The following is a 13,532-nucleotide window of genomic DNA, read 5'->3' as shown; positions in this document are numbered from 1 at the left end:
AATGAAGAGGTACGCAATAGAAAAATTAAAAAAACATCACAGGAGTCCATTATTCGATAAAAGCCTTCCAGTCGCTTTCTTGTGGTCTCCAAAAGCAGGATGTACGGTCTTGACAAAATGGTTCTTTTATCAAATCGGACATTTGGAAAAAGCAATGAAGATAAATCCTTCCATCCACGTCTATAAAGGAATGTTCACCAAAAAATATAAATCGTACAAAGAAATCGAGTCTGGTGGTGCAAAAATATATAAATTAGTCAGAAATCCCTACAAAAGGGCAGTTAGCAGTTATTTCACAATCGCAAATTATTGTTATTCAAAAGGAATACCCAATCTTCCGATGGATAAAGACAAACAAAGAATTACATCGATGTTCTATCCGCTAACCCCATATAAAGGAATTTCATTCAAGCAGTTCCTCTATTATTTGGACGGACGAGGTGCAGACTATACGCTTGTTGACGGACACATTTCGAAGCAGTATTGTCCGGAAGAAGACTATCTGTCACCGAAAATTATTAAATTGGAAAATTTCAATAAAGAAATCAATCGATTACAAATAAAATACAATTTGAAGCAAACACCAGCTAACGTATTATCCACTCCCCATTCATATACCAAAAAAATGAGGCAGCAAGCTGATTTTACCCCGGATACAATTATTACTCCCTCTCAATTTGTAAACGGTTCACTTCCTGAATATAAGGAATTATTTGACCATGAAACCATTCAACTTTGCAATCACATCTTTCATGATGATTTTTCACATTACAATTACTTGAAAAAACATTGATCCTGCATGTGCAGGATGCAAAGGAAGCGAGGTGAAAAGAACATGAATGGAGAAGCATCTTTGACCATTTTCCTTCATATACCGAAAACTGGCGGAACAACTTTAAATCGTATTTTTCAAAGACAGTTTATAAAAGGAGAACTTTTCGATCATAACACTTTGAATGGGAAGGCAAGGCGTATCGGGACATTGAATACAATCGAAAAGAAAAAAATTAAAGCAGTTGCCGGGCACTATAAGTATGGTGTTCATCAATTTTTTTCAACTCCTCACAATTATTTTACAATGGTACGAAATCCGGTAGAAAGAGTGATATCTTCTTACTATTTTTTACTGGAATTCAAAGGGGAGGAATCTGTTAATGGAATGAATTTAGAGCAATTCGTCAGAGATGATCCGAAAGCAAGCAATCTTCAGACGAAGTTGATTTGCGGAAATATGGATTCCCCCGATTTGGAGGCTGCGATTAAAAATGTAAAGGACTTTAAGATGGTCGGTATTACGGAGAGATTTGATGAATCACTTTATTTTCTTCAAAAGGAATATGGTTGGCGAAACATTCACTATACCAAAGAAAACATAACTAAAAAACGTCTTGCAAGAAAAGAAGTACCCGATGCCATTATTAAACAGATAAAAATAAACAATGCTCTCGATTTTGAGCTTTACCGTACAGCTGATGCATGGATGAATCGACGGATTTCAATGCTTTCTAATAGTGAAAAGAATAAGTTAACTGCATTCAAACAACGCATTAATTAATAGGGTTCATCCCTCTGGAGCAGGAATTCAATTCTTTAAGCCAGTTAATAGGACCCGGAAGAAAAGGAGAGGTGATCATGAAAATCGTTACCGTACTTGGAACCAGGCCTGAGATAATCAGGTTAAGTATAATTATGAAAAAACTCGATCAGCTTGCTGATAAACATGTCATTGTCCATACGGGGCAAAACTTCACGCATTCATTGAATGGTGTTTTTTTCAAAGAACTTGGCATTAGAGAACCGGATTACATCCTTTCAAACAATCAGCAGTCCCTGGGAGAACAATTATCTTCACTTTTTCGAGAACTTGAAAAGATTCTGATAAAAGAGAAACCTGACAAAGTATTGGTACTTGGTGATACTAATAGCGGCTTGAGTGCAGTGCTTGCAGAAAGACTGATGATACCAGTCGTTCATATGGAGGCAGGAAACAGGTGTTTCGACTTGAATGTTCCCGAAGAAAAGAATAGAAAAATAATTGATGCAGTGTCTTCCTTCAATCTCGTTTACACACCATACAGCAAAAACAATCTTCTAAAAGAAGGAATGACACCCAGTAAAATTATTATTACAGGTAATCCGATTTATGAAGTTTTATTGAATTATGAACAGCAAATAGAAGCCAGTTCAATATTAGGAAAACTTAATCTCGTTGAAAAAGATTACTTTCTTGCAACGATCCACAGGGCAGAAAACGTAGACAATCCTTCTCATCTTACACATATTATGACCGCATTGAACAATATAGCCGTACAATACAATAAGAGAATAATCTTCAGCACCCATCCCCGTACAAGATCCAGGATTTCAGGCTCCATTAAACTAAATCCATTAATCGAATTGCATGAACCATTTGGTTTCTTTGATTTTATTGCACTTGAAAAAAATGCCCGCTGTGTTTTAACAGACAGTGGAACAGTTCAGGAGGAATGCTGTATATTCCATGTTCCTGCCGTCACAGTCAGAAAGACGACCGAGAGGCCGGAAACCATCGATTGCGGCAGCAATTTGATATCCGGCCTGGATGTCAAGGCAATTCAAACAGGAGTAAAAGTTATGTGTTCCAAACCGGCCGACTGGGTGTGTCCGGCTGAATATCTTGATAAAAATGTATCAGATAAAGTGATTAATATTCTCTTAGGGGGTTCTGAAATTGTTTACTAACAAAACGATTCTAGTTACAGGCGGGACAGGTTCATGGGGAAACGAACTGGTATCTCAGCTGCTTGAAAAAAAACCAAAAGAAATTCGTATTTACTCCAGAAATGAAACCAGCCAGGTGCTGATGAAACAAAAATTCGAGAATGATCCCAGGCTCACATTTGTTATTGGAGATGTGAGGGATAAAGAAGCGGTGATGGAAGCTTGTGAAAATGTCCATTATGTATTTCATCTCGCTGCGTTAAAACATGTTCCGGTTTGTGAGTTCCAACCACTGGAAGCATTAAAAACGAATGTGATCGGTACGCAGAATGTCATTGAAGCTGCCATTGAGAATGAAGTTGAAAAGGTGATAAATATTTCCACTGATAAGGCGGCTAACCCATCCAATTTTTATGGTTTTACAAAGGCGATGGGTGAAAAGCTTATTATCAATGCAAACGTACTGACCGATAAAACAAAATTTGTTTGTGTCCGCGGAGGAAATGTTCTTGGGACAAACGGAAGCGTTATTCATGTATTCAAGCATGGAATAATGAATAAAGGAAAAATTGGAATTACCGATAAGAAAATGACAAGATTCTTTTTAACAATAAAGGATGCCATCAAATTATTATTTAAAGCAACATATGAGAGCCATGGCGGTGAGATATTCGTTATGAAAATGCCGACCTGTAAAATTCTCGATCTTGCCCAAGTCCTGATAGATGTCTATTCTCCAGATAAAGAAGTGATTGTAGAGGAAGCGGGTATACGTCCGGGGGAAAAACTTCACGAGCTACTATTGACAGAATTCGAGAGTCATAACACCATCGTTTATGATAATGAATACTTCGTCATTCTTCCCACTATCCCCATCCAAGGCCTCGCAGAGTATTATAAAGATCACCCAAAGGTAGACCTTGACACCTATTCTTCCAGCGATAACATCATAGATTACCACGAAATCAGAAGCATGTTGGAAGAAGGAGGGTTTCTGGATTGAAGATTCTTATTTTAGGGGGGCATGGCATGGCCGGTCATGTTCTTGTCGATCATTTGATGGAAAGGAACCACCACGTAAAGTATACTCTGAGGAAACCGGTTGGAGATGGGATTGGGCTTGATGTTACCGACCTTGATAAGGTAAAGGAGCTGGTGCTTTCAGAACGGCCGCAAGTTTTAATAAATGCTGTAGGAATCTTAAACGAGAATGCAGAAAAAAACATACATGAAGCTATTGTGGTGAACAGCCTGCTTCCTCACGTATTGGCAGAAACGCTGGACATTTACGGTGGTAAGCTGATTCATATAAGTACGGATTGTGTATTTTCGGGAGAGAGAGGAAGCTATACAGAGAACGATGAGAAGGATGGGACGAATGCATATTCGAAAACCAAATCACTGGGCGAAGTAGTGAGTGCTCCACATTTGACAGTGAGGACCTCCATTATAGGACCTGAACTTAAACAAAATGGCATCGGTCTCCTTCACTGGTTTACTAAACAAGAAGGTGAGATAAAAGGGTATGAAAACGTCTTCTGGAACGGGGTCACCACATTGGAACTTGCAAAAGCGATCGACCAGATGATCGCTGAAGATGTATCAGGGCTATACCAATTATGCGCCAAAGAGAAGATATCTAAATACCATCTGCTACTCCTCTTCAAAGAAATCTTCGGCAAAAAAAATGTGAATATCGTTGGAGTAAAAGAACCTGTTCATGACCGGACCCTCATCCACACCCGGAAAGATTACTATTACCCTGTTAAAAGCTACCGCGAGATGCTTCAGGAACTGAGCGATTGGATGAATAAGCCTTGAAGAAAATCCTGATAACAGGAGCTGCCGGATTTGCCGGAATGCATTCGTGCAGGCATTTCCTTGAGAAAGGATATGAAGTGATCGGCATTGTGCGCAGGCCGGCAGCTTCTATAAGCGGGGTAAGCCAGCTCAAGGTTGATTTGACTATAGCCGAAGAAGTGGAAAGAGTTATACAAGACTTTCAACCGGATATGATTCTTCATTTGGCCGCCCAGAATCACACAGGTATTTCATGGGACTTTCCCTTAAATACGATTACAACAAATGTGATTGGAACATTAAATCTTCTTGAAGCATTGAGGAGGCATAATCCAAAGGCTGTCATACTTGTAGCCGGTTCTATTTTGGAATACAATCCATGCAGCGATTCTGTCCCTCAGCACCCGTATGGGCTTTCAAAGTATATGCAGTCCTTGACGGCTGTTTGCTGGAAAGATTTATATGGATTGGATGTCAGGATTGCAAAATCCTCAAACATGATTGGACCTGGACCTTCTAACGGAATATGCTCCATGTTTGCAAAGAAATGCCTGGAAGATAACGAGTCCTTTCATTTTATAAATTTATTGGACAGAAGAGATTTTATAGATGTCAGAGATGTAGTGAGTGCTTATGAAATGATATTAGTTGATGGAGTCAAGGATCAAACATATGTAATTGCTTCTGGTAAGTACAAAACACTGCTGGAAGCAGCAAAGACAATCAAGACGATTATCGGATCAAATGTTACAATTACTGCTGATCAATTCAGCAGAATCAAAACAACGCGTCTGGATATTACGAACATACAAAACCTTGGCTGGCGTCAGACTATCCCCTTCGAAACTAGTATAAAGGACATCATCCAGTATTTAAATGGAAACTAAAAACATCTCCATACAAAATAGAATTTGCATTGAGATGTCTCGTCAAATTAGAAATAGATACTGAATTTCCTGAATAAGTCATCGACCTGCCGCTGCCGCCTTCGACTGTAACGCGCCCGTTTTTCAAGTACTCCATCAGCGAGTACTTTTTTTTCGATTTTAGAATGTGATCCGTGAATGACAAGGGATTTGGCTTTTCTTATTCTGGCTTCGTCAAAATGAAGATAAGCCATTCTGATGAGATTATAGTATATGCCTTCATAATTCACCTTATATGGGTGGGCAGCCCTGAACAGATGAAGGACCGTTACGTTAGGTTCGCAGTGGCATCTGTATCCGAACAACCAAAATTTTATAGACAACTCTACATCTTCGAACCCCCAGGATGAAAAGCCATCTTCAAAGCCTCCGATATCTTCGAATGCCTTCCTTGAAGTTACGATACATGCGCCTGGGAGGATGGCAGTTTCAAATAAGGCTTTACGTTTCTGGTTCCATTTTATCTTTAAGGAAGGTGTTAAAGATTGACCGTAACCGATAACTTTTGGATCATCTATAGATCCGATCGCAGGACAGACAGCATCCGAATAACCGGAGGTCAAAAAAAACACCAGTCGGTCGAGCCAGAAGTCTTCAAACGTCATGTGAGCATCACAGAAAGCCAAATAAGGATGCTTTGATCTTGAGGCACCAACGTTCCTGGCTTTTGCGGGTCCCAGCCCTTGTGTACTGATATATTTGACTCTTAGTTTATTCTGATAAGTGGAAAGAAAATCACAACAACCATCAGTTGAGCCGTCATCCACCAAGATTGCTTCCAGATCAAGGTTGGTCTGAACGGAAAACAATGAATCAAGCGTCATCTTTACATTCTTGCCTTCATTGCGTATCGGGAATATCACCGATACTTTAGGCTGGTGTTTTACCATGGTCTTCGCCCCTTTTGTATGCATAGAGTGCTCCTTCCAGCATATGCAAAAATGCTTTACAGCGTGATGCTGCCACCTTTTCTGCAATCCGCATATCTAGATTGAGCATATGAACCACGGGTTTGTAAGTACTTCTTTATTATAAATGAGAGGGGCTGAAGTCTGATATTGAAAAACCAGGCAGCCTGCTTCCTCTGCTATGCACTGTCCGGCCCCGGTATCCCATTCCATCGTTGGAGCAAGTCGGGGATAATAGTGGGCAGAACCTTCAGCAACAAGACAAAATTTCAAAGAACTTCCAATTGAAATAAATTGCAGATCTCCTTCTTTCTTTTCCAGCTCTTTTAGATAAGCTCTTGTATCTTTAGACATATGGGAGCGGCTGACAACCACTTTTTTTTGACTTCCCAACCGATCAGCATATAGCCGTACCGGATCACTGGTGCATTTACTTGCTGCCGACTGTTTATATGCCCCATCTTTTTCTTTCCCGAAATAAAGCAGATCCAATGCGGGGGCATAAATGACACCAAGAACAGGTTTTCCGTTTCGTATCAGGGCGATGTTTACAGTAAATTCATCATTCCTTTTAATGAATTCCTTTGTTCCATCCAACGGATCGATCAGCCAGAACATCTCCCAGGAAGCCCTCTCTTGTATAGGTATTGCTGAACCTTCTTCACTAAGAACGGGTATATGAGGCCACCTCTTATTCAGTTCATTTTGAATCAGCTCATGCGAAAGGTGATCTGCGGTTGTCAATGGTGATTCATCATCCTTGTAATCTATCTGGAAATCCTTCTTGTAAACAGTCATTATTTGTTTCCCGGCCAATACAGCTATTTCTTTCACTTTATCCAGCATTTTTTCACCTCTTCAAATGAATTTAATAAAAGTAAATAAATGTAGAATCCTCAAATACGAGGAATCTACATTTACATTACATATAGTGATGCTCTTTTAGATAGCTAATGATTTTCAGGACAGATTCATTGATTGTCATTACTTCTGTATTAATGATCAGTTCAGGTTCAACAGGCATTTCATAAGGAGAATCTATCCCCGTAAACCCATTAATCTTACCAGCCCTTGCTTTTTTATAAAGACCTTTTGGGTCCCTGTTTTCACATTCTTCAACACTGGCATGAACGTATATTTCAATGAATTCTCCCCCTTCCATCAAGGACCTGACGAACTCCCTGTCCTTTTTGTAGGGGGAAATAAAGGCTGTCAGCGTCATTAGTCCAGCTTCTACCATTAATTTTGATACTTCTCCGATCCTCCTGATATTTTCGTTTCGGTCTTTCTCTGCAAAACCCAGGTCACTGTTCAAGCCGTGACGAATATTATCACCATCAAGCCGAAACGTTTTAATCCCCATTTCGTATAATGATTTTTCAAGTTCTACTGATAGGGTTGATTTGCCGGAACCGGATAATCCGGTGAACCAAAGGATCGCACTCTTATGCCGATTCATATTTTGTCTGTGCAGTTTAGTCACTTTTCCTTCATGCCAGACGATATTTTTTTCACTCACCATTTCACCTCCTTACTCGTTTACATCCAGAAGAAATAGATGAGTATTGAAGTAGTAATCATTGTCAGAAAGCTTAAGGGGAGCCCCGCTTTTAAGAAGTCAATGAATCTGTAACCACCGGGGCCATAAACGATAAGGTTAGTCTGGTATCCGATCGGGGTTGCAAAGCTTGCCGAGGCAGCAATTGCTACAGCAACCGCCAATGCTGAAGGCGAAACACTCATAGTTGTTGCAACTTCCATCACAATGGGGAACATCAAGACAGCGGCGGCACTGTTCGTCATCATCTCTGTAAAAATATTCGTAAGCAGGTACACACATATAATGATCGCTAACACACCGATTGGAGCGGTGGATTTGATAAGAAGATCAGCTATGAAGGATGCTACTCCCGAATTGGTCAATGCATAACCGATCCCAAACGAACATGCAATGATAAGCAGTACGTCCCATTGAATGAAGTCTTTTATTTCCTTGGGGTTGACCATTTTAAAGAGTGTAAGGATGATAGCTGTAACAGCCATTGCAGACACCATTGGAAAAATGCCTAATGTGACCAGTGAAATCATCAATCCCAGCAGTATTACGGCATACAAGCCTGTTCGTCCGTCATTTAGTGAATTGATGATTCTTGAGTGTTCAGATGTAAAATAGAAGTCATTTGAGTCTGTTCTTTTGCTGAAGTCCTGTCCGGCTACCAATAATAAAATATCCCCAGGCTTTAAAATAGTATCGCCTATTTTCGTTTTCAACCGATGATTCTGTCTGTGAACGGCAATGACCGCTGCATCATACCTGCTCCGGAAATTGGTTTCCTTGATCTTTTTATGAAGGAGGGGAGAATGATGCGAAATTACAACTTCCACTAGCTTATGTTTCTTCGGAAAATCTTCTCCTATGGAACTCTGGAGTTCCAACCCTCTATTTTGCTGAAGATCCGCGAAAGTTGTAATGTCTCCTGTAAAAATCAAACGATCGCCTTCCAAAAGGGTAGAACTATTTGATACCGGGGCAATTGGTTCACCGTTTCTTATGATGCTTACAAGGAAAAGACCTTTTAAATTCCTCAATTTGGCTTCCCTGATTGTTTTTTCGAGATGTGGAAAATCTTTAGTGATCATCGCTTCGCCTGTAAATTCTCTAAGGGAGTTCACTTCCTTCAAGGATTTAGGCATTCTGTCCGGCAATAGGTAGGGCGCTAAAAAAATTAGATAAAACAAGCCAATTACTGTGATGGGGATTCCGACCTTGGCAAGCTCGAAAAACGCAAATCCTTTTTGGCCATTCTCGAGAAGAAGTCCATGTACGACTAGGTTGGTGGATGTGCCGATAAGGGTAATCATCCCTCCCAGAATAGTTGCATAAGATAAAGGAATAAGGAATTTGGAAGGTGACAGGTTATGATCTTCACACCATTTTTTAATGATTGGAGTAAAAGCAATGACAATCGGTGTATTGTTGATAAACGCTGACAGCAGGGATATAGGGGGGAGGAGCCGAATCAATGCTTTTTTAGTAGAGAATGAACGCTTTAACAGGCTTTGAAAAAGCTTATCGACAATACCGCTTTTTTGGATTGTTCCAGCTATGATAAACAGTAGGCCAATTGTAAGCATTCCTTCATTTGAGAATCCACTAACCGCTTCCTTAACTGAAATGATTCCGGACATTACGAATACCATAAGGGTCGAAGGGATGATGATTTCTGGTTTTGCGATTTCCAGTGTCAACAAGGACATCATCAATAACAGAACAGCACCTGTAAAATAAAATTCAAACATGTTGATAACTCCCTCTGTTTACCCTTATGAATTGCCTTTTTTCATTTCCTTCATCAGCACTTCGATCACTTCCGGTCTTGAGAATTCTTTCGGAGGTACTTGACCATCTTTTAACATGGATCGAACCTTGGTACCACTCAGATGAATGTGCATATCCTTTCCGTGTGGACAAGTTTTAGAAGTAGCCATAGAAGAACACTTAATACAAAAGAAAGCATGTTCAAACTTCAGTATTTCTATCTCAAGATCTTCTTTTAAAAATTGATCAAAGATTTTTTGTGCATCATAGGTTCCATAGTAATTACCGACTCCGGCATGGTCCCTGCCTACTATGAAGTGGGTGCACCCGAAGTTTTTCCTGACTATGCTGTGAAAAACGGCTTCCCGTGGACCGGCATATCTCATGGCAGCTGGGAAAACAGATAAAAGGACCCTTTCAGATGGATAGTAATTCTCCATCAGGACTTTATAGCTTTTCATCCTGATATCTGCAGGTACATCGTCCGCTTTTGTATTTCCGACAAGGGGGTGGATAAGCAGGCCGTCTACGTTTTCAAGTGCAGTTTTCTGAAGGTATTCATGAGCGCGGTGAATAGGGTTTCGTGTTTGAAACGCTGCGATTGTCTTCCATCCCAGTGATTGAAAGGTCTTTCTTAATTGCTGAGGGGTTTGAAAATCACTGGTGAAAATATCTTCAGGCTTGTTTAGCAATGTCACTGGTCCTGCCAAATAATAGTCCTCTTTTTCAAATGCTTTTTTAACACCCGGGTGATTGGGGTCGGTTGTTTTATACACAAATAATGCTTCTGCTTTTTTACTGTATTCATAGATTTCCTCAATTTCCATGACCCCATAGATGACATCGTTTTCTCCTTTTAATGAGATTGCTTGTCCAATGGATAACTGATCTTTTATATCCTTTGAAACAGATAAGGTAATAGGCAGACTCCATATTTCCCCGCTGCTCAGCCGCATCTCTTTCAACACCTGCAAATAATCTTTCTGATTCATGAACCCTTTAAGTGGACTGAAAGCACCGATGGAAATCAGTACAAGGTCAGAAATGCTCCATGAATCAAGATTGATAGGAAAAAAAGACTTTGCTTTGTCCAATAACTTTGTTCTTTCCTCTCCTTCTGCCACCGAGTCAATGAGAGTGCCTCCATGTGGAGTAATCATAAGAAAAGTTTCTCCTTTCTTTTCTGGTTTCAAATATTCTCTCTATTATTTTATGTGAGGAGGAAAATTCGGAGAGGGCATTTTTCAAAAATAATCAAATACCTATATCTTCATAAATACGAAAGATGAATCATACAAATGGAAAGATATTAATTTCGGGAAAAAGGGTGTGATTCGCTTGGATTTGAAATTAATTCTTAATGGTGAAGAATGGGGAGAGGTCTCCCACGAATCAATCCCGTCACTTCAATTCTTATGTGCAGAGAATGATCTGCAATTCTATTTATACGAAAACAATCATAGTATTGAGATCTGGAGTTATTTAAAAGGAAAAAAAGTCTGGTTAGTTGTTAAAGGTGCTGAACTGGAAGCGGTAACTAATTTGAAAAAAAGATTAAAATCGTTTTTGGACCCCTATGGGATCCAAGTGGGTTCGAGGGAGCAAGACACGGTATTCAGTGATGATGATTTATACATGGAAGTTTCATTTGCAAGTATCGAATCGGGAAAGCCATCTCTTTATTTAGGATTGAACAGCAGACTTAACTCAATCGATTTTTCGAAAGTGATCCATTTATACAGAGAGTACGTTGAGTTTAAAGGATATAAATTGATTTCAAACAATCACCGGTGCTCACATCTTAAATGCATCGTTGAGTATGAAATACAAAATGAGGAACTGATGGCACAATTGGAATATTTGCTGACTAACTGTGTATTAAAATCTTTTATACAAAGCAGAAAAGCAAATGTTCTCGATTTGAATTTACTCAATTTATTATCTTTTAAAAGTGCCCGTATCGCATCAAAGGTTCAAAAGCCGAAAAGCAAAAAGACAGATAAAGATATAGATATAATCAGCGAGGATGAATATGAACAGGCTAAAATAAGGAAAAGAAACAAAAAAATCATTTCAAGGGAGTCGAAAGCAGAAGTATACTTCGACTACAACCTCATCCCCAACCGCAAAACAGAAAAATACACCATCAAAGCGGATTTCATTATCAAAAACACAGGAAACGTTGTACTTAATAATCCAAAAATCTGCTTCAGAGTTGATCCGCCTGAAAAAATTGAAATAGGTGGACAGATCCTGCCTCCCGAGATGAGTGAAATTTTTTCCGTGCAGGGGGAAATGGGGGCGGAAGGGTGGAAGTACAGTGGGAAAGATTGGTTAGAAAAAGCTTATTCCACGGGGGAATACTGGATAGAGCCGATTCAGGGAATGGAGCTCCATCCCGGAGAAACAACAGGCATCGAGGGGATTCAGTTCACGGTTGATAACTTAAGTGAACAGGAAACATCAACCATACTGGGATTTGTATACTTCGAAGAAGAGAATCTGCAATTAAGTTCGAATAATAAAATCATGATAACATTTTAATCGAAAAGGACGTATTGAGATGAAGCTGTACTCAATACGTCCTTTTTTCAATTGTTTTTTGATTGAGTGCTCTCATGGTCATAAACCGTTTCCACCGGAAGGTTCTGGATCAGCTGAGACTGATTTCTTTTTTGTTTATCTATCATCCGCTTCATTTCGAATAAATGGCGAGTCAGCTTTTCGTTGGTTTCTCTGAGGGAATCGATTTCTCCAATAAAGTGACTGAAAGTTTCTTCAACATCCTTGAATTTTGAGTTTATCATTTTGTTTTGTTTTGAAAAACGAGAAGCATGAACGGTCTCGAGTTGTTCCATTTTTTCTTCCTGCTCATTTGCCCGTTTATCGATGTCTGCAAATTGTGATGAGAGCCACCAATCATTCTCTTCGATCGTCTTCTCATATTGCTGGAAGATGTCCTTCACAAATTGAATCTTTTCTTTCTCTGCGGATATAAGCTGTTCTTTGGATGACTCTAATGCAGCAAGTGTATGACTGCGTTCGGCTGTCAGCTTCTCCAGTTCTTCAGTTTGCGAGATCAAATTAAATAGGATTTCTTTTTTTGTTTCCTCCGAATGGTTCAGTGCTTTATTCAGATCCTTTATGTGATCTTTTTGGCTCTTGATTTGTGCTTTCATCGCTTCGGACTTGCTTACTAGGTTTTTATTGTCATTCAAAAGCTGTTCGTTTTGTGAAGACAGCTTCTGATTGAGATCTTCAACCTTGTTCAAGGTTGTTGAAAGGTTTTTTTGACTTAATTCGTATTGAAGGAGCTCTTTATCCAATTTATTCAGTGCTTCTCCCTGCTCCTCGATTGTGGCTTCTTTTTTGCGCAGAAGCATGTGCAGCTCCAGGATTTCTTCTTCGAGTCTTTCTTTCGCTTCTTGAAATCTGCTTCGATCACGGATCAGTTCATGTTCTGTTGTTTCATGTGTCATTATTTGAGAATATAGTTCCTTAATTACTTTTTCCTTCTCGTTGACAATATCTTTATAATGTTTGGCCTCCGCATATGAATAGCTTTCTTTTACCTTTTGAAGGGTCTTTTTTAGTTGTTGGATTTCAGATTGAAGGTATAAGGTTTCTTGCTTCTCGATGTTGTACATGGGAGGCGTTACTCTTTCTTCTATTTCAATCTCCTCCTTGGGTATTTGTCTTACTTTACGTTATGCGTTGAATTTGCCTGCAGTTCCTAAGCTGGAGCCCAATTTTAAAATTCGGTCTCACCAGCGGCTCGACATGCTCATCCTGCAATTTTGAACCGGAAAACGTAGTTTAGAACAAATTTCGACAGTTGGTGCTCTCTATTGTGAAAGCCCCCAAAAACCTTTATACTGT

The 13,532-nt window shown here is 39.6% G+C and carries 13 protein-coding genes; 7 read left to right on the top strand and 6 right to left on the bottom strand.

Annotated elements, in window-relative coordinates; translation table 11 throughout:
• The first annotated feature begins 1 nt into the window (after window position 1).
• The 6 genes from BHE18_RS06630 (at window position 2) to BHE18_RS06605 (ending at window position 5,387) form a co-directional block, all read left to right on the top strand.
• Window positions 2-793 (top strand): sulfotransferase family 2 domain-containing protein, encoded by a 792-nt coding sequence (locus BHE18_RS06630; RefSeq protein WP_071617804.1) that lies wholly within the window; start codon window positions 2-4, stop codon window positions 791-793.
• Window positions 794-835: 42 nt separating this feature from the next.
• The gene (locus tag BHE18_RS06625) at window positions 836-1,555 is read left to right on the top strand and encodes a sulfotransferase family 2 domain-containing protein (protein WP_071617803.1); all 720 of its coding nucleotides are present in this window, start codon (window positions 836-838) and stop codon (window positions 1,553-1,555) included.
• Window positions 1,556-1,632: 77 nt separating this feature from the next.
• Window positions 1,633-2,721, top strand: coding sequence for a non-hydrolyzing UDP-N-acetylglucosamine 2-epimerase (wecB, locus tag BHE18_RS06620; protein WP_071617802.1), 1,089 nt, complete (start codon window positions 1,633-1,635; stop codon window positions 2,719-2,721).
• The gene (locus BHE18_RS06615) at window positions 2,711-3,703 is read left to right on the top strand and encodes a polysaccharide biosynthesis protein (protein ID WP_071617801.1); all 993 of its coding nucleotides are present in this window, start codon (window positions 2,711-2,713) and stop codon (window positions 3,701-3,703) included. Before wecB ends, BHE18_RS06615 begins: the two co-directional genes overlap by 11 nt.
• Window positions 3,700-4,521 (top strand): dTDP-4-dehydrorhamnose reductase family protein, encoded by an 822-nt coding sequence (locus tag BHE18_RS06610; protein ID WP_071617800.1) that lies wholly within the window; start codon window positions 3,700-3,702, stop codon window positions 4,519-4,521. The genes BHE18_RS06615 and BHE18_RS06610 overlap by 4 nt, the downstream gene beginning before the upstream one ends.
• A complete protein-coding gene (locus BHE18_RS06605; RefSeq protein WP_071617799.1) occupies window positions 4,518-5,387 on the top strand; it encodes an NAD-dependent epimerase/dehydratase family protein in 870 nt (289 codons plus the stop codon). Before BHE18_RS06610 ends, BHE18_RS06605 begins: the two co-directional genes overlap by 4 nt.
• Window positions 5,388-5,434: 47 nt before the next feature.
• On the opposite strand, the gene BHE18_RS06600 is transcribed toward BHE18_RS06605, so the two are convergent.
• From BHE18_RS06600 to sat, 5 genes are all read right to left on the bottom strand, one after another.
• A complete protein-coding gene (locus BHE18_RS06600; RefSeq protein WP_232353652.1) occupies window positions 5,435-6,340 on the bottom strand; it encodes a glycosyltransferase family 2 protein in 906 nt (301 codons plus the stop codon).
• Window positions 6,341-6,412: 72 nt separating this feature from the next.
• On the bottom strand, window positions 6,413-7,180 hold the full coding sequence (cysQ, locus tag BHE18_RS06595) for a 3'(2'),5'-bisphosphate nucleotidase CysQ (RefSeq protein ID WP_071617798.1): 768 nt from the start codon (window positions 7,178-7,180) through the stop codon (window positions 6,413-6,415).
• A gap of 76 nt (window positions 7,181-7,256) precedes the next feature.
• Entirely contained in the window at window positions 7,257-7,853 is a 597-nt protein-coding gene (gene cysC, locus BHE18_RS06590; RefSeq protein ID WP_235860278.1) for an adenylyl-sulfate kinase, read from the bottom strand.
• Window positions 7,854-7,873: 20 nt separating this feature from the next.
• Entirely contained in the window at window positions 7,874-9,634 is a 1,761-nt protein-coding gene (locus BHE18_RS06585; RefSeq protein ID WP_071617796.1) for an SLC13 family permease, read from the bottom strand.
• Between the two features lie 24 nt (window positions 9,635-9,658).
• Complete coding sequence (gene sat, locus BHE18_RS06580) at window positions 9,659-10,813, bottom strand: sulfate adenylyltransferase (RefSeq protein WP_071617795.1); 1,155 nt, start codon at window positions 10,811-10,813, stop codon at window positions 9,659-9,661.
• 178 nt (window positions 10,814-10,991) lie between these two features.
• On the opposite strand from sat, the gene BHE18_RS06575 reads away from it, so the two are divergent.
• The gene (locus tag BHE18_RS06575; protein ID WP_071617794.1) at window positions 10,992-12,197 is read left to right on the top strand and encodes a hypothetical protein; all 1,206 of its coding nucleotides are present in this window, start codon (window positions 10,992-10,994) and stop codon (window positions 12,195-12,197) included.
• Window positions 12,198-12,244: 47 nt separating this feature from the next.
• Here the strand turns inward: BHE18_RS06575 and BHE18_RS06570 are convergent, their stop codons facing one another.
• Window positions 12,245-13,300: a hypothetical protein gene (locus BHE18_RS06570; protein WP_071617793.1), complete on the bottom strand. Its 1,056-nt coding sequence runs from the start codon at window positions 13,298-13,300 to the stop codon at window positions 12,245-12,247.
• Window positions 13,301-13,532 lie beyond the last annotated feature (232 nt).

The organism is Rossellomorea aquimaris (assembly GCF_001877785.1).
Taxonomy (GTDB): Bacteria; Bacillota; Bacilli; order Bacillales; family Bacillaceae_B; genus Rossellomorea; species Rossellomorea aquimaris_A.
The sequence above is the reverse complement of the archived record's forward strand: the minus strand, read 5'-3'. Positions and strand labels throughout refer to the sequence as shown.

What these genes read in the sequence shown, in the direction of transcription:
- BHE18_RS06600 (WP_232353652.1), bottom strand. Translation starts at nt 6,340, where the DNA reads ATGCATACAAAAGGGGCGAAGACCATGGTAAAACACCAGCCTAAAGTA.
- sat (WP_071617795.1), bottom strand. Translation starts at nt 10,813, where the DNA reads ATGATTACTCCACATGGAGGCACTCTCATTGACTCGGTGGCAGAAGGA.
- BHE18_RS06570 (WP_071617793.1), bottom strand. Translation starts at nt 13,300, where the DNA reads ATGTACAACATCGAGAAGCAAGAAACCTTATACCTTCAATCTGAAATC.
- wecB (WP_071617802.1), top strand. Translation starts at nt 1,633, where the DNA reads ATGAAAATCGTTACCGTACTTGGAACCAGGCCTGAGATAATCAGGTTA.
- cysQ (WP_071617798.1), bottom strand. Translation starts at nt 7,180, where the DNA reads ATGCTGGATAAAGTGAAAGAAATAGCTGTATTGGCCGGGAAACAAATA.
- BHE18_RS06585 (WP_071617796.1), bottom strand. Translation starts at nt 9,634, where the DNA reads ATGTTTGAATTTTATTTTACAGGTGCTGTTCTGTTATTGATGATGTCC.
- BHE18_RS06625 (WP_071617803.1), top strand. Translation starts at nt 836, where the DNA reads ATGAATGGAGAAGCATCTTTGACCATTTTCCTTCATATACCGAAAACT.
- BHE18_RS06630 (WP_071617804.1), top strand. Translation starts at nt 2, where the DNA reads ATGAAGAGGTACGCAATAGAAAAATTAAAAAAACATCACAGGAGTCCA.